This is a genomic window from Paenibacillus farraposensis, assembly GCF_020736845.1.
In the GTDB taxonomy this organism is placed as follows: Bacteria; Bacillota; Bacilli; order Paenibacillales; family Paenibacillaceae; genus Paenibacillus; species Paenibacillus farraposensis.
The window spans coordinates 33,499-57,710 of record NZ_JAFFQR010000019.1 but is presented as its reverse complement, the minus strand read 5'-3'; the positions used below and the strand labels follow the sequence as shown (position 1 = coordinate 57,710).

Here is a 24,212-nt window from a genome sequence, read left to right as displayed (position 1 = left end):
CAAATCGGATATAACTTACCTTTTGCATAGGGATTATTGGATAAAGCATTGACGCGCCAGAATGAATGAGGTACTATCAATGAGCAGCAACCTGCTAGGTTATCAAGAAAAAGGAAAAGAGTGTGGTTGATATGAAAAAAATTAATTTTTTGCCGTTGGTACTTATCGTGATGGCTCTGCTGATCTCGGCCTGCGGCAACAATAATAAAGGCGCTAATACGAGTAATGCACCGGCCGGAGGCAATGAAGCTAACAGCGGAAAAGCAGATACAACTGCGGTAGCTACGCTTGCATCTGTAAAGGCGAGCGGCAAGCTGAGAATCGGCACGGAAGGCACCTATGCTCCTTTTACGTATCACGATGCTGCTGGCAAACTGACAGGCTTTGATGTCGATATTGCGACAGAAGTAAGTAAACGTCTGGGTGTGCAACCGGAGTTTATCGAGACGCAATGGGACGGCATGTTCGCGGGCTTGAACTCCAAGCGGTTTGACACAGTGTTCAACGAAGTGTCTATTAACGATGATCGCAAGCAAAAGTACGATTTTTCCGATCCGTACATTGTCTCCAAGGCAGTTCTGATCGTTAGCGAAGATAATAATGACATCAAAAAATTTGCTGATCTAAAAGGTAAAAAGGCCGGGCAATCCCTGACTAGCAACCTGACTCAAATTGCAAAAAACAACGGTGCGGAAATTGTAGCAACAGATGGATTTAACCAAGCGATTGATCTGCTGACCTCCAAACGGGTGGATGCGACCGTCAATGACGGATTATCCTATCTTGATTTGAAAAAGCAAAAGCCTGACGCTCCTATCAAAAAGGTGGATGAGTCTTCTGACGCTTCACATAGTGCAGCAGTTTTCAATAAAGGCAGCGAAGATTTGATCAAAGAAGTCAACAAAGCGCTGGCTGACATGAAGGCGGACGGTACGTACCTGAAAATTTCCGAGAAATATTTTGGAGCCGATGTATCCAAATAATAAGGAATGACCGATGACTCGCTGAGCCGAGCCAGATTTTCACCAACCTATCTTTTTAAAGGATGTCTGTACAATGGATGAACGCCAGATACAAATCATGATGGATTCATTATTGCCTCTGCTAAAAGCAGGGGTTTCTTTTACGATTCCGCTTACCCTGATCTCCTTTGCTTTGGGTCTCGTACTGGCGCTGATTACAGCGTTAGCCCGGTTATCCAAATGGAGAATATTCAAGCTGATTTCCGGCTTCTATGTATGGGTGATTCGGGGAACGCCGCTGCTTGTGCAATTGTATATTATTTTCTTCGGTTTACCTTCAGTCGGGATTACGCTGGACCCGTTCATTGCTTCGGTAATCGGGTTTACGCTCAGCGTGGGGGCCTACGGCTCCGAAATTATGCGCGCGGCTATCCTATCCATTCAGGAGGGTCAATGGGAGGCGGGGTACTCCCTGGGAATGACGCGCTGGCAGGTGTTGCGGCGTATCGTGCTCCCGCAGGCGGCCCGTGTGTCCGTTCCTCCGCTCGCCAATTCGTTTATCAGCTTGGTGAAGGACACTTCACTGGCGGCGACCATCACTTATGTGGAAATGTTCAGAACGGCTAACCAGATTGTAGCCGACACATATGAACCGTTATTAGTGTACACCGAGGCAGGAGTGATCTATCTGCTGTTTAGCACCATATTGACTGTGCTGCAAAATTACCTGGAAAAGCGTCTGAGCCGTTTTTCCGTTAGATAAAGGAGATTGTACCGGTGATCCAAATTCGGAATATACACAAATCGTTCGGCTCGCTGGAAGTACTGAAGGGTGTTAACGTGACGCTGGATAAAGGGAAGGTGCTTGTAATCATAGGCCCGTCCGGTTCTGGCAAAACAACGCTTTTGCGCTGTCTCAATCTGTTGGAGGTTCCAGACCAGGGCGAGCTTCATGTAGGCGATATTGCACTGAGCTTTGTCAAGGGAACGAAGATCCGGCAAGAAAGTATGCTGGCACTGCGCAAGCGGACAGGTATGGTATTCCAATCCTATAACCTGTTCCCGCATATGACAGCAGCGCAAAATGTGATGGAGGGCCAAGTCACGGTTCAGAAAAAGAATAAGGACGAGGCGCGCAAACGTGCACTGGAATTGCTTAACAAGGTGGGGCTCGCAGATAAAGCAGAATCCTATCCGCATCAGTTGTCGGGAGGGCAGCAGCAACGGGTCGGTATTGCCCGGGCAATGGCGGTCGACCCGGAAGTACTGTTGTTTGATGAGCCGACCTCTGCCCTTGACCCTGAATTGGTCGGCGAAGTGCTCAAGGTCATGAAGCAGCTGGCTGCTGAAGGGATGACGATGGTCATTGTCACCCATGAAATGAAATTTGCAGCCGAGGTTGCGGACCATGTTATTTTAATGGATCAGGGTGTGATCGTTGAGCAAGGTTCGCCACAAGACGTTCTGGAGCATCCGACTCATCCGCGGGCTATCCAGTTTTTGAATCATTTGAGCGGGGAAGCGGAATAAAGAAAAGTAGGCAGCTACAGCCGGGCACTAAAAAATAAAGTCCCGTACTGGTAGCTGCCTTTTTTTCATCAGAAGAATCCAACGCGCCCTTCGGCTGCACTTTTTAGCTAATCCTGCTTGCGGCTTTTATCCAGTCGTCCCGCATGTCTTTAATAATCTGCTCGATATCGGTCTTTCCATACGTTCAAAACGGCCTGCCCGGTTTATAATTCGCTTGCGTTCGCGTCCCCGTACTCCCGCGAGAAAGCTTTGCAGCTCCTGATCGCCTGTCGCAAATACGTAATCCTCATTATACACGCCATTCTCGCGGAAAAAGGGAACGCGCGCCGGCGCAATGCCCCACTTCGGATAGGCAAACACATTGTCGCGCAGCGACAGATGTACGCCGTATTCCGGGGTCTTCCGTCATCATCATATTGGATGGTGCGTTCCTCCAAACGGTCAAACACCCGGGCAACATGCTCCAGCTCGGGATTTCCTGAACGAATGCTCCTGCAATAAGTCCCAATATTCAACATTGGGATCAGCGCTGGCGTACAACTCGTATTTTATGCCATAACGGTTATACAGGACTTCACGGATGCCATCGATTAGACGGGCATACGCGGCATAGCCGATAATGCGTCCATCTGTACGTTCATCAAATTCATAAATCGCTGGTGTATCTAAACTCCAGTTATTTGGCTCCTTTCAGGGCGGCCAGCGGCTTGCACTTGGCAACAACTGCTGCGAGTCCTGCCCCGGTGACACTTTCAATAATATCATCTACATTTTTGTAGGCTTGCGGAGATTCGTCGAGAATGCTTTCCAGTGATGCCTGATTGACCACAATCTCATCGTCTGTTCCTATACCCAGTGCTCCGGCAAAATCATCCACACTGACGAGACGTTTGGTCGCAGAGCGTGAACGAATGCGGCCTGCTCCATGGCATATGGAGTGGTAGTTATCCTGTCCGCCGGGCATGCCGACCATAATATAGGAGGCTGTCCCCATAGAGCCGGGAATCAGGGCCGGATGTCCGGTTGCCTGATAGGGCCGCGGATTATCGGGGTGACCTGCCGGGAGAGCACGCGTAGCGCCTTTACGATGCACGAACACGCTGCCCTGGTCCGGATGGGATTCCTCCCAAGCATAATTGTGCATCAGATCGTACAAGGTGCGCAGCTCGCATTTTGTACCAAAGACGTCGCGGAAGGCTTCCCGTACGGAATAAGCGATTAAATGCCGATTCACCACGGCATAGTTCAGCGCAGAGTACATCATATGGACATAATGTACTGCCTCGGGATGATCCAGCGGCGCGAATACCAGTCGCGGATCGGAGGAACCGAGTCCGAGGCGCGCCATTGCCTTGGCCATGGCAGACGAACTGGCCTGGCTGACCGCTCCGCCCCAAGCCCGTGATCCGGAATGGATCATCACGGCCACCTGACCGTCAAACATGCCCCATGCTTCGGCTGTTTCCCGGTTTTCTTCCGCAATCTCAATCGCCTGGATTTCGACGAAATGATTGCCGCCGCCCAGCGTACCGAGCTGTCGATGAGCCCGGTGCCACGTGCGGTCTTCGACGAGATTCAGCACCTCCTCGTCAAATGAGAACTTGCTGTGCTCGACATGAGTGAGCGAGGTGGATTTTTTAGGTGTATAGCTGTCTGGAATATATTTATTCGGCAGGCCATGCAGTCCCTTGCGTACAATATGCTCCAGCCGAATATCGGAATAATGCCCGCGCTGGTGGGCTTCCATCGGCAAGTATTTGTCGATGACCTTGACCAGCTTACGACGCAGCTTGGTTGCCTTTAGGACATCCTTGTGCAGATTGGTCAGGTGTACGCGCATGCCGCAGCCAATATCGCTACCAACAATGGAGGGAGATACATAGCCGTCCTCCATTCCCCATACAGCAGTCGTACCGATGCAGGTTCCGACCCCTACATGTACATCCGGTGTGTATCCCATATAGCGGATCCCGGGGATTTGCAAATTGTTATTAGCCATCTCGAACACTTTGTAATCGAACGAGGAGAACAACTGGGGAGAAGCATACACGGTCAAATCACCAGCCGGAAGCTTCATCACATGGCTGTAAGGTCCTTCCTGGAAGGACGAGTTGTGAGTATGTTGAGTATTCATATAATGGGGAATTCCCTTCTTCATGTAAATGGATAAAGTCTTGCACCAAATGATTTGAAAAAACAAAAAAGCCGCAGACTTGTCGTCTACAGCTTTTGCACCGAAAGTGTCATTACATTTTACGATCCGTACATCATAAATACGTATAATAACCTGTTCTTCCAATCGCGTTAAAAACAAAAAAGCCTGGTTCATCACGCCATCAAGACAGCGTGATATCACCCATCATGTCGCCCGAACGGGGCCGATGAGACGAAAATTCAAATATGTGGTTATATCATGCTGTTTGTCTACCGTTCTTGTGTAAAGCACAGTCATGTCTGTCGGCCCCCTTTCTAAAAGTTAATTATAATGTTAATGGAAAGGTGTGGAAGCTGTCAACCCTAAGCGCAGGAAAATGGAAAGATGCGGCTTTACTCATCGTGAAGTGTGAGTAATTTCATAGTTCAATTGAACTGAAACTGCTATTGTGCTAGATATTCAAATATTCAGATATTGTTAATCGTAACAGTACAATTTTTATGAGGGGATGGAGCAAGCATGGAAGGAGATCTCCAGAAGTTTAAGGCCGACTTTTTCAAAGCATTGGCTCACCCTCTGCGCATCCGTATTTTGGAGGTGCTGAGTGAAGGAGAGCGGAATGTGAACGAGTTGCAGACTGCTCTCGGTTCCGAAGGTTCCGCTGTATCGCAGCAATTGGCCATTTTACGGGCCAAAAATTTGGTGAATAGCTTCAAGGAAGGTACGACGGTCGTGTACTCTCTACGCGACCCGCTTTTGACGGAGTTGCTTGCGGTGGCGCGGCGGATTTTTGACAATCATTTGGTCGAGGCGATCTCGTTGCTGGAAGGTATACGTAACGAGAAGTAATGTTACTACAGAAAAGAAGGGTTACAGGGATGAAGTGGATGGGAAGGTTCGAAGGCTATAACGCAGGAGCTTTGCGAAAGGATCTGATTTCCGGAAGTATTGTAGCAATTGTAGCGATTCCGCTCGGTATGGCGTTTGCCATTGCATCAGGGGTAAAGCCGGAATATGGGCTGTACACAACGATCGTGGCGGGCATTTTGGTTTCACTGCTGGGAGGGTCCAAATTCCAGATCGGAGGACCTACAGGCGCGTTTATCCCCATTTTGCTGGCTATTGTCATGCAATACGGTTATGAAAATTTACTCATAGCCGGTTTTATGGCAGGGATTATGCTCATTATAATGGGCTTGCTGAGGCTGGGGGCACTGATCAGGTTTATTCCCAAACCGGTAACGATTGGCTTTACCGCGGGGATTGCCGTAACGATTTTCAGCGGCCAGATCGCCAGCTTTCTCGGCTTGCGCGGGGTAGAGCGGCATGAAACCTTTTTGCCCTCCATGGCAGAGCTGATCCGCCGCTTGCCTACGCTGAATGTGTATAGCATACTGACGGCATGCATCTGTCTGGCCGCGCTGATTTGGGTGCCTAAAAAATGGCCCAAAGTACCCGGTTCACTGGTCGGGCTGCTTTTGTCAACATTGGCAGCCTCCTGGCTTTTTCCAGGGCAGGTAGCTACGATTGGCTCTGCTTATGGAGACATTCCGGCCTCTTTACCTGAACTCCACATTCCTGCGATGTCTTGGGAATTGATCGTGAAGCTGCTGCCGCCAGCACTCGTCATTGCGATGCTGGGAGCGATTGAATCTCTGCTTTCCGCTGTGGTAGCTGATGGTATGACTGGTGCACGGCATAACAGCAATCGCGAATTGGTTGGACAAGGAATTGCCAATTTGCTCACGCCGTTATTCGGCGGCATTCCTGCGACGGGGGCAATTGCCCGCACCGCTACCAATATCCGCAACGGTGCTGTTTCCCCCATGTCAGGTATTGTGCATGGGGGGGTGGTGTTGCTCATTCTGTTGCTTTTTGCTTCACATGCATCCAACATTCCGCTCGCTAGCATGGCCCCGGTGTTGATGGTGGTGGCATGGAATATGAGTGAACGCAAGCATTTTGCACATATTCTAAAGGCGCGGACAGCGGATTCGATTGTGCTGGTGGTTACCTTTCTGCTGACGGTTTTTACGACGCTGACAACTGCTGTTGAGGTGGGGCTGGTTTTAGCGGTTGTGCTGTTCGTCAAACGCATGAGCAGTACACTTTCGGTGAATAAGGTGCTTCCTGATCCCTCTGTAAAACATGAAAAAGTTGGTGCACATATGGTCACAGAGCAGCGTGATTGCCCACAGGTGGCCATTTACACTGTGGAGGGCCCTCTGTTTTTCGGAGCAGCTTCAGTGTTGGAAAATTCAGGGGTAGGGCGCTGGACCGACCAGCAGCAAGGGGTTTTGTTATTGCGGATGGGCAAAGTCCCCTTTATGGATATGACCGGAGAGGCGAATTTTACCGCATTAATCCAGAAATACCGACGGTTTGGCGGCACGGTACTTGTATCGGGACTTCAGCCTCAACTGCAGGAACTGCTACAAAAAACCGGATGCTATGACATGATTGGACAAGCACACTTTTTCAAACATACCGGAGAAGCGATTACGGCAGCCATTGCGCTGGTGAATCAGAACCAATGCGTTGGATGCAGGCAAATGGCTTTTCGGGAATGTGCCGCCCTCTGTGGCAGACTGCAAGAACAGCAGGAGGGAATGGGGGGACATGGACCAGCTGCGGCCTCCAAATCTTCCTTTGCGGATGAAGCCGTTCCGGTTCCCGTATCTATAAAATAGCAGCAGATCGTATTCTTCTGTATTTGCTGCTAACTTTCAAAAAAAATCTCTTCTATTTTCCAATACAAAGCGGGCAATCAAGACTCGTATTTGCTTCGAAAATGGAAGAGTTTTTTCTGTCTTAAAGAAAAAAAGGAATAAAATTCAAAAAAAATGCTTGAATATCTGATTTTATGACACTATACTAGTTTCAAAAGATACCATATGTATCATTGTTTTGTTTAAAATTGTATTTTAATATACAGATCATAATCTCCTCGATCACTTCTAGTTTCTTTTAACCTACCTTTTCTTCATTTTTTCTCTTACTTTCTTCAGAGCTTGATCATTTTATTCATATTTGCTTGTCATTCCCTGCGATCTGCACCAAGGGTTGTTCACCTTAGAATAATGACCTGTGGATTTTCACCCCGGAAGCTATGCTTTTTTAAGGAGGTGAGTACAAGAGGCTATTTTGTGAGCTTTTGACGCTGCTGCCCGTAAGGTTGTCCTTGAAAATCAAAAAACCAAGTAAAGGGAGATGTAAAGTATTGATTAAGTCGAAAAGTATTAAAAAGACACTGTCGGCCAGTTTTACTGCTCTTCTTGCTTTTTCTCTGATTTCTCCGGTGTACGGAGATTCCGGCACAACCTTCTTGGCAGGAGCCTCGACGATTTCCGCCAAGGTGTCAGCCAAGCTGAATCAGCAATTCAACAACAGCGAGTATGTCACCTATCTGGTTAAATTGAAAGATCAGGTAGACACGGAGTCGGTTGCCAAGCATGCTTTTCAAAAGGCTTCTGCAGAGCAGATTTCCCCCGTTGCTGCTAAGCTGTCTGTACGAGCAACAGTGGTGAACTCACTCATGGATACAGCAGAAAAAACACAACAGCCTGTGCAAGAATACTTGGAAAAGGAAATCAACAACGGCAACGTTAAAAAGTATAAAAGCTACTTTATCGTCAACGCATTGGCGGTAACAAGTACAAAAGAAGTACTGGATAATCTTGCCACACTGCCTGAGGTGGATAAAATTTTACCGGATGAAAAACGGGAGCTGCAAAAGGTTGAAATAGACAAGGATGCCCAGCCTGTATCTGTGAAAGAATCCGTAAATAAGAATGCTGTCACGCCTAGTCGGGTCGAATGGAATATTTCCAAGGTCAAAGCGCCGCAGGTATGGGCCAAAGGCATTGATGGCAAAGGGGTGGTTGTTGCCAATCTCGATACTGGCGTAGAGTACACTCACCCGGCGCTGAAAAGAAAATGGCGTGGCTTGAATGCTTCCGGTCAAGTCGTTAATCCGGAACTGAGCTGGTATGATGCGGTTAACGGCGCATCACTGCCGACAGACTCAGATGGGCATGGAACCCATACGATGGGCACGATCGCTGGCTCGGACAGCAACGGTACGAATGAAGTCGGTGTTGCTCCCGGTGCCAAATGGATTGCCGTTCGGGTATTCAATCCAGACACTACAGATTCGATCTTGCTGGACGGTGGACAGTGGATTCTTGCCCCTGTAGATAAAAACGGCAAAAAGCACCCTGAGCTTGCACCGGATGTGGTGAACAACTCCTGGGGCGGCGGACCTGGCCTGGATGAATGGTATCGTCCAGTCACGAAGGCATGGAGAGCGGCTCAGATTTTCCCTGAGTTCTCTGCAGGCAACACAACATGGACCAATCCGGGCGGAGCCGGGTCTGTAGCCAATCCGGCAAACCTGCCGGAAGCCTATGCCACCGGGGCGACCGACATTAACAATAAGCTGGCCAGCTTCTCCCTGCGTGGCCCCTCTCCTTATGGGGAAGTGAAGCCGGAAATTTCGGCTCCGGGTGTAAACATTCGTTCCTCTGTACCTGGCGGGTCCTATGAGGGTGGATGGAACGGTACCTCCATGGCAGGCCCGCACACAGTCGGATTGGTGGCATTGTTGCTTCAGGCCAAGCCATCCTTGACCGTGGATCAACTGGAGGACGTTATTTCAAATACAGCGACGCCGCTGACAGACAGCCAGTACCGGACTTCACCAAACAATGGCTACGGACACGGCCTGATCGACGCGCTCGCTGCGGTGAATTCAGTACTTAACTAGCATGATCAGACAGGAATAAAAAGACTTCGAAAATCCCTTTGAGCGGCTCATTCAGAGATTGCATGCACCTTCTAAACATGTAACGCATTGTTTACGCAGCCGCTATAAAGGGGTTTTCGTACATAATAGAGTATAAGAGTCATAGAATTTCAAGAAAAATGCAAAAAAACTACTTGTATATCTGTTTTGATAACTTTATACTATCCATATTATATATTTATATAACAATTTTTAATATATATTGTAATGATCTAACAATCTTTCTCTTCGAATGACTCCTGCTTGTTCTCCTTGGTGTCTGCTGAACTTCATCACTTGCTATTTGGCTCGTCGACTTACCTATGAAAATACATCTATCTATGAACAACCCAATACTTGTGTGCCTCTATATTCTATGAAGGAGGTGATCGCTGGCTACATCGTGCTGCGTAGTCCGTGTGTTTGGTGTGTCGGGTATGAGGTTTTACTCTCGTACAGGTTATTCCGGAAATATTAAACCTAGTAAAAGGAGCGGAAAAGTAAATGATTAAGCCTAAACGATTTAAGAAACCGCTATCTATCGGACTATCTTTGCTTATGGCCTTTTCTTTTGTACAACCTGCTTTGGCGAATAACACACCGGATGGCTCCAAGCTGGAGCTGAAATCAGCTTCGCACAAGGTTACGACCGCGAAAGTATCTCCGAAACTAACGAAGCAGTTTGAGGAAAACAACTATGTTACCTATTTGGTTAAATTTAAGGAGCAGGTGGATACCAACAAGGTTTCCAAAAATGCTCTGCAAAAGGCTTCACTTGAGAAAATAACACCCTCTGCTGCCAAAATGGCTGTACGCAGCCATGTGATCAGTTCTTTACGCGAAACGGCTTCCAGAACCCAGTACGGGCTGGAAAATTATTTGGATGAACAATCAAAGAACGGTGGAGTGAAGGAATATAAAAGCTACTTTATTGTGAATGCAATGGCTGTCACAAGCACCAAGGAGGTGCTGGATCATATCTCGCAGCTGCCTGAAGTGGATAAAATTTTGCCAAATGAAACACGTTATCTGCAAAAGGTAACGATTGACAAGCAGCCAGGGGGGACAGGCACCCAAACGGCTGAAAAAGCGACAGCCCAAACAGCAAAGTCTGAAACGGCAGAGAAGGCTGTAGAGCCGAAGAAGGACGATGGAAAAACGTCGGCAAAGCCCGGCGATACAGATAAAAACGCTATAGACCCGTCTACAGTGGAATGGAATATCTCCCATATTAACGCGCCGCAGGTTTGGGAAAAAGGAATTGACGGAACCGGAATCGTCGTCGCCAACCTCGATACAGGCGTAGATTACACTCACCCGGCTCTCCATCGCAAATGGCGTGGTTTGGATGCGGCGGGCCATATTGTGAATCCTGAGTTGAGCTGGTACGATCCGCATAGTCATGCGGCGCTCCCGGTCGATCAGGAGAGCGATTCCCACGGTACGCATACGATGGGCACGATGGTCGGCTCCGAGGAAAATGGAACGAACCGAATTGGTGTTGCACCCGGAGCCAAGTGGATCGCGGTTCGGATTTTTAATCCGGAAACGACGGATGCGATTATACTGGATGGCGGTCAATGGCTGCTTGCGCCAAAAGATGCCCAAGGCAATCTGCATCCCGAGCTTGCACCGGATGTCGTGAACAACTCGTGGGGAGGTGGACCCGGTCTGGATGAATGGTTCCGGCCTGTGGTGCAGGCATGGCGTGATGCCCAAATATTTCCCGAATTTTCTGCAGGTAACACCACACTTTCCAATCCGGGTGGGCCTGGGTCGGTAGCGAGTCCGGCGAATTATCCAGAATCCTTTGCCACCGGTGCAACCGATATCAATGATAAACTGGGCAGCTTTTCATTGCTGGGACCCTCACCTTACGGTGAGATCAAGCCCGAAGTTTCCGCACCGGGAGTAAATATCCGATCATCCGTAGCCGGTGGCGGCTATAAAGGCGGATATAATGGTACTTCCATGGCAGGTCCTCATGTTGCGGGTCTTGCAGCACTGTTGCTGCAAGCGAATCATTCTCTTACCGTAGACCAGCTTGAGGAAACTTTGATGAACACAGCTACACCACGCACGGATAGCACTTATCCTACTTCACCCAACAATGGCTATGGACATGGTGTCATTAATGCGCTGGATGCGGTTGGTTCGGTCATTCAGGGTCTAGGTTCTGTATCCGGCAAGGTTGTAACAGGTGGAGACGATCTGGAAGCACCTGTTCTCGAGCATACACCGCCTTCAGCGGTATTCGAAGGTATAGATGTACATTTGACCGCTCACGTAACGGATAATGTTGGCGTGACCACCGTCGAGGCATTTGCCAAAACAGCAGGTACGTCAAACTATGTATACATTCCGTTGGAACGGACCTCCGGCGACAGCAAAGACGGTACATACCAAGCGTCCATCCCGACTTTTTTGGTGGATAGCGCAGGTCTGGAATACTATATTCGTGTAAATGATTATGGTAATAACGGTTTTGAAACGGAAGTATATAAGATTCAAGTCTCCAAGGGCGTTAAACCAGGCTATGCACAGGATTTTGAAAAAGACATTACCGGTATTAATATCGGCGGCCAGGGTAGTGTCTGGAAATGGGGAACCCCGACCAGCGGCCCTGGAAGCGCACATTCGGGTACAAAGGTCATCGCTACCAATCTCGATGGTCATTACCAGGCCAACTCCAACAGTTATTTCATGGTGCCTCCGATTGACTTGACCGAGAGCCAGAAAGGGGCTCTGGTTAGCTTCAAGCATTGGTACGATCTTGAAAATAATTCTGATTTCGGCAAAGTGTATGTAGCAACCACGAATAGCCAAAATGCATTCGAGCAGGTATTATCGTTTACCGGTGCCAGCAACGGCTGGAAAACACAGTATCTGGATCTGCGGGCATTCGCAGGTCAAAAGGTATATCTCCTGTTTAACTTTACAAGTGACAATACAATTGTAAAAGATGGCTGGTATATCGACGACCTGTCGATTCAGGAGCCGGACACCGTTGCACCTGCCGCGCCAAGTCATTTGACTGCCGAAGCGGATCGTGTCGGCAACGTAGCGCTAGTCTGGAATGCTCCGTCTGATGAAGATGTGAAGCAATACAAGGTGTACCGTTCCACCCAATCCGGTAAAAATTATACTTCCATCGGTACGACCTCTGGACTGACCTTCACCGATACGATTACCGCCACCGGCTCGACTTATCATTATGCAGTGGCGGCTGAGGATTATAGCGGCAACGAAGGAGCCAAGTCGAATGAGGTGTCGCTGAAAGTAGACGTGCCGGATACACTGTACAGCGATCATTTTGACGGCAGCTCGGATAATGGCTGGACTCATTCCGGTACCAAGGATGAATGGGAGCGCGGCGTTCCGAAAGTTGGGCCTGAGAGCGCGGTATCCAAACCGAACGTCTGGGCGACGGATCTTGATGGAGACTATGAGAATGGGGCGGACTTTTCACTCGTTTCTCCAAAAATCAGCTTGAAGGGCGTACAGAACGCTACCCTGGCCTTCAACCATTGGTTTGAAATTGAGAGCGGCTATGACTTTGGGTATGTAGAAGTATCCAAAAACAATGGCGGAACCTGGGCGGAGCTGGGCAAATTTTCGCATAGCACAAATGGAAAAAAATGGACTCCGGTCTATTATAATCTGGACAGCCTTGCTGGCAGCGATGTTCAATTCCGCTTTCGCTTGAAGTCGGACAATAGTGTGAACAAATACGGTTGGTACATTGACGATTTCCGTGTGCTGGGGATTCCGGCTTCGACAGTGACCAAAGATGTTGTGCCTGAGTCAAATACCAAGCTGGAAAAAGCGGAAGAACAATTCCCGCTGTACAAAATTACAAGCACCGAAAAGAGTGAATTCCAGGAAAAAGTGAAGCCAGCGGAAACAACGGTGGACAGTGGACGTGTCGGTCTTGACAGTCTTCCAGCCAGCGCCACCGTCACTGTACTGGAAACCGGGCGTTCGGTGAAGACCGATCCGACGACGGGTAAATACAGCTTCATTCACGTGGCAGGTAACTATACGCTGAAGGCCGAAGCCTATGGCTACGTGCCTCAAACAAAGCAGGTTACGATTGAGAATAATAAAGTAATCAGAGCAAACTTTAGTCTTCAAGCCGTACCTCACGGTACTATTCACGGGGTCATTATGGACAAGCAAACCGGTGAGCTTATCGAGAAAGCAAAAGTGCTGGTGCTGGAGGATGCGCGTATTGCTCCGGTAGAGACGAATGCAGGTGGAGAATTTACACTGGATGTGCTGGAAGGAACATATACATTATCCATCTCAGCCAACAATTATTATAGTGACAGCGTATCCGTTATGGTCCCTCCGAACGGCAGCGTGGAAGCGAACGTCACATTGAAGCCTTTCATTGGCTTCCAGGGAGGCATCGCATATGATGATGGCACAGGGGAAAATGCCAGAGCCTTTAATGCGGCAGGCAACTCCTGGGCAGTCCGGATGACACTCGAGTCCGAAGTAGCTCAAGTGACAGGCGCATCGCTTCTGTTCTGGAACGCTGCCTTCCCGAATCCGGGTGGAACGGCATTCCAATACGCCGTATATGATGCCTCCGGTACAGGAGGCGCACCAGGACGTCTATTAGCTGGTCCATTTGACGGGACGGCTGTACGGGATGAGACACAGTGGACGACAGTGCAATTCCCGGAGCCGGTGACGGTTCAAGGTGACTTCTACATTGTCTATACACAGCCTGCAGCAGGCACACAGTCGCCGGGTCTTGCTTCCGACGAGAGTGGACCGAATGCCCATCGCAGCTGGCAGGGCGTAAGCGGTACATGGAGTCAATCACCTGAAAGTGAAGGCAATTACATGATCCGGGCGATCGTCAGATATCCAGTCAATGCGCCAACGATTACAATCCCTACGAAGGCCACCTATACTCAGGAGGAAAAGATTACGGTAACAGGTACTTCTCCAGCAGAAGGCGCTGATATCCAGCTCTTTAACGGCAATGAACTGGCCGGCACAACCAAGGTAAAGGATCGCCAGTTCAGCCTGGCAGTCGATCTTCAGCCTGGAGCCAATCCGCTAAGCGTTCAAGCGGCGGTATACGGCAAGCTGACGGATCGTTCCGAGCCGGTGGTTGTGACGCTCGACCAGACCAAACCGGGGCTGATCTTGACTTCCCCGGCAGAAGGAGCTCGTACGAATACGGGGGTTGTCAGTGTCATCGGTACGGTGTATGATGAGTACCTTTCCGAATTGACAATTAACGGTGAGCCGGCCGAATTTGGAAGTGACGGCAGCTTCAACAAACGATTGCTCATCAACGAAGGAGATAATCAGATTACGGTGACGGCTAAGGATCTTGCCAATAATGTAACGACCGTTACCCGTTCGGTGTATGTCGATACAGTCCTGCCAAAGCTGGAAAACATCAGCCCTGCAGAGGATGTGCGCATCACTCCAGGGGGGCCGGTACGAGTATCCTTCGATAGTGCATCCGGCTTGGAGGCGTCCTTCCATGTGGAGCTGCCCTTCAATTTGTCCACCTTGGCGCAGAACGAAATTCCGTTAAACGAAACGTCGTCAGGTCACTATGAAGGCACTTATTTCACTCCATCTTCGCTGAACATGGAAGGTGGAGTTATCGCAATCCGGGTAAGAGATGCAGCAGGAAATGAAGTGAGGACGGAAGCACCGGGAAGATTATATGTAACGAACGGTGGGGGACAGGACCCTGATCCAAATCCGCCTGCATCCAATGAAAAGCCGGTAGCCATTATTCAGGCTAATGATTCAGCCAAGAAGAACAAAAATGTAAAATTTAACGCAAAAGCTTCACGTGATGCAGACGGTGAAATTATCAGCTACCGCTGGGATTTTGGCGATGGCGATACTGCCATCGGTTCCAAGGTGAAGCATAAATTCACCACAGCCGGAATGTATACCGTAGAGCTAACGGTGACGGATAATGATGGTGCAACTGGTAAGGCGGTGCATACGATTACGATCCGTTAACAGCGTCAACCGGAGTCGAATGTTTCTTTTAAAATAGTGATACAGGCCCACAGCAGCCACCGTTTATGGAGGCTGCTGTGGGCCATTTTTAATTGTCGAATCGTTCAGGGAGCGATACAATAAATAGAAGAGTATAAAGTGAATACATTCACAAAATATAAATTTTACACGGGAGAGGGACATATGATTCATTTGCAAAAAGAAACCGGACGTATCCGTCTTGTACTGGATGCTTACTTCATGGGGGAGGATATTGTCGTGCTTGTTTCAGGCGGGGATGAGCCCCATCTGGGAACGATTACAGCCGGGGCCAGACTGGAGCCGATGCAAACGGTGCAACTGCAATCCCACAAGGAATTTTATATTACCGAAGAAATTGCCGTTCGCTTGCGTAAAGAGTTCGCAGGCAACTTTGCGATTTGCTGCGGGGCGCACATGGACCATATCACCAAGGACGAAATCCGGGTGCTGACAGATATGGCCATACAATTGGGAAAAGAACTCATTGAAGAGCTCAAGCAAAGACGCTCGTAGGGACTATTTAAGTGTTTAATTGGACTCCCGAATGAGCAGATGGCAATATGGATATGTACTGAAAGGATACTTAAAAAGCAAGGCGAAGCCATGATCCTCAATCTGTACGGATTTCAGCGCAAAGGATGGGATCATGCTGCGGATCATCACCGTAGCCGCACGCTCGTCTTGCCTGTTGATTGCTTTAGCTAGAGCAGACGCAAAGCTACGATTATGTGCGAATTCCCGATACAGCGGAAAAACAGCTTTGGCGATGGCGCGATGAACCCTCGTCTCAAATGTAAACTGTACTGTTCCCGGTGGAATCGTCATTCCAGGTTGCCCTGAATGACTGCTTCTGACCAGTGAATAGCAAAAGTACGACGGCTCGCAATTGCCTTGTAAAAGGGCAGCATGGCTACGGATACTTTTCTGAGCGTATCCGCTTTTAAACGTTTGTGGAGTGAGCCTTTTCTGCGGGGTGCTGCACGATATAACATAGCTCTATCCTCCTTGCAGAATGCTCTCATAGAACGCGCTTTAATAGAACGCATTTAATCTGTAACAGGTAAAATACTGTATGCACAATCCTTATATGAAGTGCTATTCGTACCAACAACAATAGCACTGGTATTTGACACCAGTGCTATTGTCCAGGCATTTATTCACTTTTTTTTAGCAAACTCTATGATCTACAATCACTTTGTTACTTTTACTTAATAAGGATAAGTTTCCCTATCTTCTTCAATATTAAAATGTTTAATTTCATCTGGTGTTGCGGAAACAACCCAATAAACAGCTTTTTCGTCTCCTTGCAAATTCACAGAATTTTTCCCTTTATTTCACATTGTAGAATATCGGGTATCTCCCCAATGCGTTACGGTAACAATGCTAGCTCTCCAATCAGTGCCTCTGGTTTTGCTTGTTCCTTGGAAACTACTATGACGGAAGCTTTGCTCAACTCAGCATTTAAAGGAACAATGTTGTAACCTGTCTGTTGTGGAGCCTTTTTTTGAGGTACGGTCATCCAGCCGTCTTTACCATTTACGAGTGTTGTATGTATCTTATTATAATTGTCGGTGTATTCAAAAGTTCATTTAAATGCTTCAAACTAATATTGTGGACTCTTGAAGTCCATAGTTACCATCCTTCTTGCCATTCCACCCAGTATTTCTTTAATAGAAACTCCAGTTACCTTTTCCATAGATTTAAAGTAGGTCGTATCTTATTGGCCGTAAGACAATAAATTCAACATTGCTTGATGTCCAAGGCCGTTGATGTGATCTGGATTTTCATGAATATAGAGGAGAATAGGCCATGCATCGTACCAATTCTTTGTATGTGGAAAATGTGATTCTGAATTGAGTATAAAGGGGGCAAAAAAGTCAGAGTCTGGACCATATACTCTTCCGCCATAACTGTAGTAGTCACTACCCAAATATTCATTACGCAAGAAGTTAGCTACCGCTTCATACCACTCATAAGGAACTTCTCCTCCGTTATGGTAGGTAAATACATGGCCTAATTCATGAGGAACTAACCAACTTGGCGGGTCTACACGCATCGCTGCCGGCATCATGACAATGTAACCCAATGCATCTCTGTCTATTGACATATAAGCCCAATCTTCGGTGATCTCTTTCAGTCCAGTGCTTGCAATGTAAATGTTCGTTTTATATTTTCCGGTTATTCCTCGATTAGGAGAAGTTCCGATATCCTTCAATCCAAATTTATCCATGCAAAATGAAAGGGATACTTTCGAGGTTGGCCAAGTTGCCTTCAACAAAAGCCCTATTTACGGTTCCAGTTGTATCTTTGTTTGTATTCGTCTGAATTCTTCGTAATTTCTGTATTGACATCGCTTTCAACACCTTCAGCCTTTGCCGTTTTGGCAGTGCCTAATAAATCAGCTACTGCCCCATAGCTTGTTACATCCAATAATAATAAGATCATTAAAGCGGCATTCAATATTTTTCATAATTAATACGACTTTGCATTTATGTAGTATATTGATTTCTTCCATATAATAACGTATTTCCTAATACTAAAATGAGAATATTATAGTGATTTATATTATTTTCCAAAGGCCAATGGTCTCGACAATGAAGTACAACACATTAGGTAAAATGTATTGTGAACTTTGATGATAATGGTATTGTCTTAAAAAATAAACATCATTTTTAAAAATAAGTACTGTCCTAATTTGTAAGATTGTGGTACTCTTAAAAAGTACATATTGCTATTTTACATATTGGAGTTGAATTAGACAGATGAGTGATTTTTACAGGGAGCCTCAGTCTTCCGATTCTTTTCAGGAGAACAACGGTTATAACGCCCCATTTAATCCGCACCCAATGGTCCCACCCACAAACAACAAGGCTGTTGCTTCGATGGTACTCGGCATTTTGTCTGTTGTCATTCCCTATCTTGGGTTTATTATCGGAATTGTTGGCATTATTTTGTCCAGCCTTTCTTTGAAGGAAATTAATCGTCATGGTGAGCAAGGCAGAGGTATGGCGATTGCCGGACTGGTATGTAGCATTATCGGGACAATGATATACGCACTAATCATCATTTTCTTCATTGTTGTTTTTGTGATTGCGGCTTCAAGTGGCGATGGGGATATTTTATCAGAAATTTAATGATAATAACGTGCTTTTGATTCACTTGGTTGCTTGCGATGAAGCAGAGCTATAAAACGAATGGGCACTATGCTGATATATCACAGCATGTGCGAATGAAGCCGACCAAGCAGGAACAATTGCAAAAAATCAAGCACAAGAAGCGAACCGTTCAGAGCGGCGCTTTTTTTTGTTTTTGTCGGAATCAATCCATGGCTGGAAAAAGAGCTTGATAATAATTATCATTCTTGTTAAAATATCAGAAGAAAGAAGGAACCCGGGCAGGGGCTCCTTCATTGTCTACTAGAGTTTGGCTTGGAATACGAGCGTTATTTTGCTTCAAAAGTTTTGCAGTCTGTTTCTTCGGACTTGTGAGTGTCTGAAGGCTTGTTGCTAACGATGTAAATGGAGCTTGCGCTGCATTTATTATCTTGAGCCCAATACGTACAAGAGTTGACTTCACACAGCACGTCTTTTGCCACGTTGTTCACCTCCTTATATGGTTGTGATGGGCTAAGCAATATAGCCATGGTTGGTCAAGGTAGGACTTGTCCAACTGTGCCCACCCTCTTGTTAAGAAAGAGGGTTTTTGCTATGCTTATTTTTACAATATCAAATGAAATTTAAAATTGCAATGTTTGCTCCATGCTGCAGTTTGGAGTGGGCACAGTGTCTCTATTTCATTAAAAAGCTGTCCTTCGCACAGAGCACAATGCTTCTGTCCGGAGAACAGCTTTTTGTCTTTTTCCATAGCATCACAGGCTAAAAATAGGTGTTAGCGAATATTAGGAATATTTACGATAGGATCAATATCAGCCTCGTAGTCCACACCCTCGAACTCAAAGCCAAACAGTTGGAAAAACTGGCGACGATAACCTTCAAGATCAGACAGTTCATAGATATTGCTTGTTGTCAGCTCATTCCATATGTTTGCGACCTCTGCCTGTACGTCTTCACGCAGTTCCCAATCATCCATACGAACACGCCCCTCTTCGTCTAGAGGAGTTTCCGGAGCATACAGACGCTCGGCAAACAAGCGGTAGCATTGTTCTATACACCCTTCATGCAGCCCCTTTTCCTTCATTACCTTGTATAAAGCGGAAATATACAGAGGAACGACAGGAATGGCAGAGCTGGATTGGGTAACGAGTCCTTTGGTGACGGCCACGAAGGCGCGTCCGCCTGTGGCTTTCAGTTGATCGTTCAGCTGTTGCGCCGTCGTCTCCAGGTGATCTTTTGCGCTTCCGATACTGCCTTCTCTATATATGGGCTGCGTAATATCTGAGCCAATGTACGAAAAAGAGAAGGTCGTTGCAGTATCTGCCAGCACACCACCTTCACGCAGGGCGTCAATCCATAATTTCCAGTCTTCACCGCCCATAACCTCTACAGTTGCCTGCACTTCCTCTTCCGTCGCGGGTTCCAGTGTAACGCTGCTGATTTCACCAGTGTGGAAGTTAACTGTTTTATTTGTATAGGGTTTACCAATCGGTTTGAGTACAGAATTGAACGTTTCACCTGTGCGGGGATTCTTACGGCGACTGGAAGCGACACTGTAAATGACCAGATCGACTTGGCCCAGCTCTTCGCGAATAACTTCCACCGTTTTGGCTTTGATCTCATCCGAAAAGGCATCTCCCGTCACGCTTAAAGATTTAAGCCCTGCTTCTTGAGCAGCCTTTTCAAATGCAGCAGAATTATACCATCCTGCTGAAGCGGTACGTGTGGCTGTAGCATTACTAGGGCGATACACACCAATTGTATTGGCCCGTGCTCCGAATGAGGCAGTAATGCGGGAGGCCAATCCATATCCGGCAGATGCCCCGATCACAAGCACGTTACGTGGCCCCTGAACAGCAGGACGGGCCTGCACATAGTCAATTTGCTCCTGAACATGTCGGGTACAGCCCACCGGATGAGCAGTGGTACAGATAAAGCCGCGTGTTCTTGGTTTGATAATCATGTTTATGTAATTCCTCTCTTCTCGTAGCAATCTCCACCCTACTATTTTAACTTTTAACAATTTTTTTTCAAACGCCGATTTCAGTGGGGCCTGTAAGACAGATATCCGATGACGCTAAAATGCTCAATGAGTATCTATATTTTTTGATAAAAAGTGGGGTCCTAAGGAGGGTGGCAAGTGCCCAAGGGGCTGCATATGATGCTGTAACGATAAATATGAGAAGGGAGAGAGCTGCTTGAAGAACAAGAGTCGTAAAACCACCAAAATCAAAAAGCCGCTCTATAGTGTAATTGACCCGGAATTGAATGAATTAAGTATGATACAGCGCTCGAAGCCGGTACCTGTGGAGAGGGAGACAGAAGCAAGACTACATCAAGTTGCTTCTCCGCCTCCCCCAGTAGCAGAGGAGTTGGAAGAACAGGCTGTTATCAAGCCTGAAGTCCAGAATGTGCACGAGCCAGAGGTTGAAAATGCAAGTGCAGAGGAAACGCAGGTTTCCATAGAGGAAGCAAACGAGCCGGAGCCTCAGCCTGATCCAATTGATGTCGAGGAAATTTTGAACAGTAAAAAGGCGCCCCATGTAAGCCAGGCTTTTATTTATACAGATGATCTGAGTGACTTCGCTGTGACAGGTGAGAAGATTGCTCCAGCTTCTATCGATCACAGCAAGCTGAAACAGGAGAGTATCCAAACGGAATATCTAGCCGATTATGCCGTTCAAACGATTAAAATAGCTGACGGCGCGGTGACTTCTTCAAAGATTGCTCCTGATTCCATTACAGTGGAGCATCTGTCGGATGCATCGGTAGCAGGCAGCAAATTGCGGGATCGCTCCATTGGCGGCGAGAAGCTTCGTGATGGCAGCATCACCCCGGAAAAGCTGGCCGATAAGATTATCAGCGGTGATCATATTGCCAATGGCTCGATTGAGAGCCGTCATTTCAAAAACTGGATTGTGTCTTCAGAGATGCTTCAGGATCAGGTGGTTACCACTGATAAAATTCGCAGCGGTACGATTCAATCGAACAATTTAGCGAATGAAGCCGTCGACAGCTCCAAGCTCGGAGAACAGTCTGTGACCACCTCCAAACTGCGGGACGGGGCTGTGGATGGTTCTAAAATTCAGGCTGGCAGTATCGAGAGTTCACACCTGACTGATCATGCCGTTCACGCCCGCCATCTGTCTCCCGGTTCAATCAACCGTCATCAGCTTGCCGCTGGAATTGTGGGCAAGGAACAGCTGGAGGAAGGTGCCGTCAGTGGACGCCATCTGGAGCATGAGGCGATCACCAGTGAGCATATTCAGGCAGAAGCGATTGAAAGAAAGCATCTGAGTCCCGGTGCGATTGGAGAAGAGCAGATTGGCACAGGTGAAGTGACAGCCCGGCATCTGGCGGACCGGAGTATTCAGTCTAATAAGCTGGCGGATCAGTCAGTAGGCTCACTGCAAATTGTTGATCAGTCTGTGACTTCATCCAAAATATCGGATCAGAGCATTCTGCCACACAAAATTGCCGATGAGGCGGTTTTTACCAGACATATTGCTGCGTCAGCTATTAAAGGGCCCCAGATTGCCCCGGAGGCGGTCTCCTCATTACATCTGCAGTCTGAAATTATTCGCAAGTATCATATTGTAGCCGAGGCCGTGACGGAGCAGCATCTGCAATCAGGGTCTGTGACGAGCGAGAAAATAGGGAAAAGCGCAATTCTCGATCATCATGTGGCAAATCAGGTTATCAAGGAAAACCATATTGCTCCGGGCGCTATTAGGTCTGACAAAATCGCTGAAGAAGCGGTGACGGAAATTAAAATTGGCACAGGAGCAGTAACGGGAAATAAAATTGCGTCACAAGCCATTACACACGTACACATCGCACCCGGGATGATCCGTGAAAATCATCTGGCCACCAACAGTGTGGGTGGAAAGGCATTGCAGGCCCAATCCGTCAATTCGACTCATCTGGCCCATAGTTCGGTACTGAGCGAACATCTTGCAGAGGGCAGTGTAGGAACCTCATCTTTGCAGGGACAGTCCGTTACCGCAGATATATTGGGTGAAGGTGCGGTTCAAACCGGGCATCTGGCGAATGGAGCGGTATACTCTCATCATTTGCAGGATCATGCCGTCACTTCACTGAAACTATCGCCGGAAAGTGTGGCGACGGACAAAATTAATGATTTGGCAATTACGGCTCCTAAATTGGCAGAAGGCAGTGTGACTTCCTCCAAGCTGTCAGCACGCTCTGTGCAGCCGTGGCACATTACGGATAAAGCGGTGCAGAGTAACCATCTGGCTGTAGAAGCGGTTGAGGCGAAACATCTCGCTCCAGAATCCGTCACCTCCGATCATCTGCACTCTGCATCGGTCCAGACCAAACATCTGGCCCCGGATAGCGTATCCGGCCATGCGCTTCAGTCGGAAAGTGTTACTTCAGAGAAGTTAGCGGCCCGGGCCGTGCAAGCTTCTAACCTGGCGGAAAATAGCGTCGGCCCTGCACAACTGGCTGCAAAGGCCGTAAACACCCGTCATTTGGCAGCAGGTGCGGTGCAGGAAACCGCACTGGCAGAGGGTGCAGTTAAATCTGCGCATATCGCACCGGAGTCTATCCAATCGGAGCACTTGCAAAGCGGGACCATTCAAGGAGAGCATATTGCTCCACAGGCGATAGCGACTCCGGCCTTACAGGATGAAGCCATTACTTCTCCCAAACTGGCGGAGGGCAGTGTAACTTCCACCAAGTTGGCTACCCATTCGGTGCAGCCCGAGCATATTGCGGATGAATCAGTACAAAGCAACCATCTGGCAGTGGCGGCTGTGGATTCGGCACATCTCGCTTCTGGAGCGGTCACCTCGGTTCATTTGCAGGCTTCCTCGGTGCTTACGAGACATCTGGCCCAGGATAGCGTGTCCGGACGTGCAATCCAGGCGGAAAGTATCACCTCAGAAAAGCTGGCAGCGCGTTCGGTGCAAGCGGCGAACCTCGCGGAGGGCAGTATCGACCCTTCACATCTGTCCGTGCAGGCCGTACAAACCCGGCACCTGGCAACGGGCGCGGTAGAGGACAGAGTGCTGGCAGAGGGCGCAGTTAAATCCGTGCATATCACACCGGAATCCATCCAATCGGAACATTTGCAGAGCGGGGCCATTCAGGGAGAGCATATTGCCCCACAGGCGATAGCGACTCCAGCCTTACAGGATGAAGCTATTACTTCCGCCAAACTGGCGGCGGAAAGTGTAACCTCCACCAAGCTATCGGCTCATTCCGTGCAATCTGTGCATATTGCAGATGAAGCAGTACAGAGCAGTCATCTAGCCGTGGCAGCCGTGGATTCGGCACATTTGGCAGCCGGAGCCGTTACCTCCGTTCATCTGGAGGCTTCTTCGGTGCTTGCGAGACATCTGGCTCCAGACAGTGTATCCGGTCGTGCGCTTCAATCGGAGAGTATCACTTCCGAAAAACTGGCCGTAAACGCGGTGCAAGCGACGAATCTTGCAGAAGGCAGTGTCGGCCCTTCACATTTGTCTGCACAGTCCGTACACACCCGCCATTTGGCAGCAGGCGCGGTACAGGACAGTGCGCTGGCAGAAGGGGCTGTAAAGTCTGTGCATATTGCAGCGGAGTCCGTTCAGCCGCACCATCTGCAAAGCGAGACCATTCAAGAAGAGCATATTGCCCCA

At 48.1% G+C, this 24,212-nt stretch carries 15 protein-coding genes and 3 pseudogenes; 10 read left to right on the top strand and 8 right to left on the bottom strand.

Going from position 1 to position 24,212, the window contains the following annotated elements; genetic code table 11:
* Positions 1 to 131: 131 nt before the first annotated feature.
* The 3 genes from JO375_RS04575 (at position 132) to JO375_RS04565 (ending at position 2,492) form a co-directional block, all read left to right on the top strand.
* Complete coding sequence (locus JO375_RS04575; protein ID WP_229523345.1) at positions 132 to 983, top strand: amino acid ABC transporter substrate-binding protein; 852 nt, start codon at positions 132 to 134, stop codon at positions 981 to 983.
* A 73-nt stretch (positions 984 to 1,056) separates the two neighbouring features.
* Complete coding sequence (locus JO375_RS04570) at positions 1,057 to 1,725, top strand: amino acid ABC transporter permease (RefSeq protein WP_229523344.1); 669 nt, start codon at positions 1,057 to 1,059, stop codon at positions 1,723 to 1,725.
* 14 nt (positions 1,726 to 1,739) lie between these two features.
* On the top strand, positions 1,740 to 2,492 hold the full coding sequence (locus tag JO375_RS04565) for an amino acid ABC transporter ATP-binding protein (RefSeq protein WP_229523343.1): 753 nt from the start codon (positions 1,740 to 1,742) through the stop codon (positions 2,490 to 2,492).
* 162 nt (positions 2,493 to 2,654) lie between these two features.
* Here the strand turns inward: JO375_RS04565 and JO375_RS24720 are convergent.
* Positions 2,655 to 3,146: pseudogene (locus tag JO375_RS24720) on the bottom strand (ATPase); the annotation flags it as partial.
* A 22-nt stretch (positions 3,147 to 3,168) separates the two neighbouring features.
* On the bottom strand, positions 3,169 to 4,626 hold the full coding sequence (locus JO375_RS04555) for an RtcB family protein (protein ID WP_229523459.1): 1,458 nt from the start codon (positions 4,624 to 4,626) through the stop codon (positions 3,169 to 3,171).
* Positions 4,627 to 5,166: 540 nt separating this feature from the next.
* Here JO375_RS04555 and JO375_RS04550 point away from each other — a divergent pair.
* The 5 genes from JO375_RS04550 to lpdD all read left to right on the top strand — a co-directional run bounded on the left by JO375_RS04550 (position 5,167) and on the right by lpdD (position 15,970).
* Positions 5,167 to 5,496 carry an ArsR/SmtB family transcription factor gene (locus tag JO375_RS04550; protein WP_229523341.1) on the top strand — a complete coding sequence of 110 codons (330 nt, stop codon included), beginning with the start codon at positions 5,167 to 5,169 and terminating at the stop codon, positions 5,494 to 5,496.
* A gap of 29 nt (positions 5,497 to 5,525) precedes the next feature.
* A complete protein-coding gene (locus JO375_RS04545) occupies positions 5,526 to 7,337 on the top strand; it encodes a SulP family inorganic anion transporter (protein WP_229523340.1) in 1,812 nt (603 codons plus the stop codon).
* A 530-nt stretch (positions 7,338 to 7,867) separates the two neighbouring features.
* On the top strand, positions 7,868 to 9,412 hold the full coding sequence (locus JO375_RS04540) for a S8 family serine peptidase (RefSeq protein ID WP_229523339.1): 1,545 nt from the start codon (positions 7,868 to 7,870) through the stop codon (positions 9,410 to 9,412).
* A 522-nt stretch (positions 9,413 to 9,934) separates the two neighbouring features.
* A complete protein-coding gene (locus JO375_RS04535; protein ID WP_229523338.1) occupies positions 9,935 to 15,436 on the top strand; it encodes a S8 family serine peptidase in 5,502 nt (1,833 codons plus the stop codon).
* A gap of 183 nt (positions 15,437 to 15,619) precedes the next feature.
* Positions 15,620 to 15,970 (top strand): prenylated flavin chaperone LpdD, encoded by a 351-nt coding sequence (gene lpdD, locus JO375_RS04530; RefSeq protein WP_229523337.1) that lies wholly within the window; start codon positions 15,620 to 15,622, stop codon positions 15,968 to 15,970.
* A 15-nt stretch (positions 15,971 to 15,985) separates the two neighbouring features.
* Here the strand turns inward: lpdD and JO375_RS24715 are convergent.
* The 4 genes and pseudogenes from JO375_RS24715 to JO375_RS04505 all read right to left on the bottom strand — a co-directional run bounded on the left by JO375_RS24715 (position 15,986) and on the right by JO375_RS04505 (position 17,902).
* A pseudogene (locus JO375_RS24715) lies at positions 15,986 to 16,449 on the bottom strand (hypothetical protein).
* 377 nt (positions 16,450 to 16,826) lie between these two features.
* A complete protein-coding gene (locus JO375_RS04515; protein ID WP_229523334.1) occupies positions 16,827 to 16,976 on the bottom strand; it encodes a hypothetical protein in 150 nt (49 codons plus the stop codon).
* Between the two features lie 198 nt (positions 16,977 to 17,174).
* On the bottom strand, positions 17,175 to 17,687 hold the full coding sequence (locus JO375_RS04510) for a DUF6055 domain-containing protein (protein ID WP_229523333.1): 513 nt from the start codon (positions 17,685 to 17,687) through the stop codon (positions 17,175 to 17,177).
* Between the two features lie 53 nt (positions 17,688 to 17,740).
* Positions 17,741 to 17,902 (bottom strand): hypothetical protein, encoded by a 162-nt coding sequence (locus JO375_RS04505; RefSeq protein WP_229523332.1) that lies wholly within the window; start codon positions 17,900 to 17,902, stop codon positions 17,741 to 17,743.
* A gap of 317 nt (positions 17,903 to 18,219) precedes the next feature.
* Between JO375_RS04505 and JO375_RS04500 the strand changes: the two genes are divergently transcribed.
* Positions 18,220 to 18,591, top strand: a complete 372-nt coding sequence (locus JO375_RS04500; protein ID WP_229523331.1) for a DUF4190 domain-containing protein — start codon at positions 18,220 to 18,222, stop codon at positions 18,589 to 18,591.
* 308 nt (positions 18,592 to 18,899) lie between these two features.
* On the opposite strand, the gene JO375_RS04495 is transcribed toward JO375_RS04500, so the two are convergent.
* Both JO375_RS04495 and fabV read right to left on the bottom strand, forming a co-directional pair.
* Positions 18,900 to 19,052: a DUF1540 domain-containing protein gene (locus tag JO375_RS04495; RefSeq protein WP_229523330.1), complete on the bottom strand. Its 153-nt coding sequence runs from the start codon at positions 19,050 to 19,052 to the stop codon at positions 18,900 to 18,902.
* A 293-nt stretch (positions 19,053 to 19,345) separates the two neighbouring features.
* Positions 19,346 to 20,533 carry an enoyl-ACP reductase FabV gene (fabV, locus tag JO375_RS04490; protein ID WP_229523329.1) on the bottom strand — a complete coding sequence of 396 codons (1,188 nt, stop codon included), beginning with the start codon at positions 20,531 to 20,533 and terminating at the stop codon, positions 19,346 to 19,348.
* A gap of 235 nt (positions 20,534 to 20,768) precedes the next feature.
* Between fabV and JO375_RS04485 the strand changes: the two are divergent.
* Positions 20,769 to 24,212, top strand: a pseudogene (locus JO375_RS04485) (WIAG-tail domain); the annotation flags it as partial.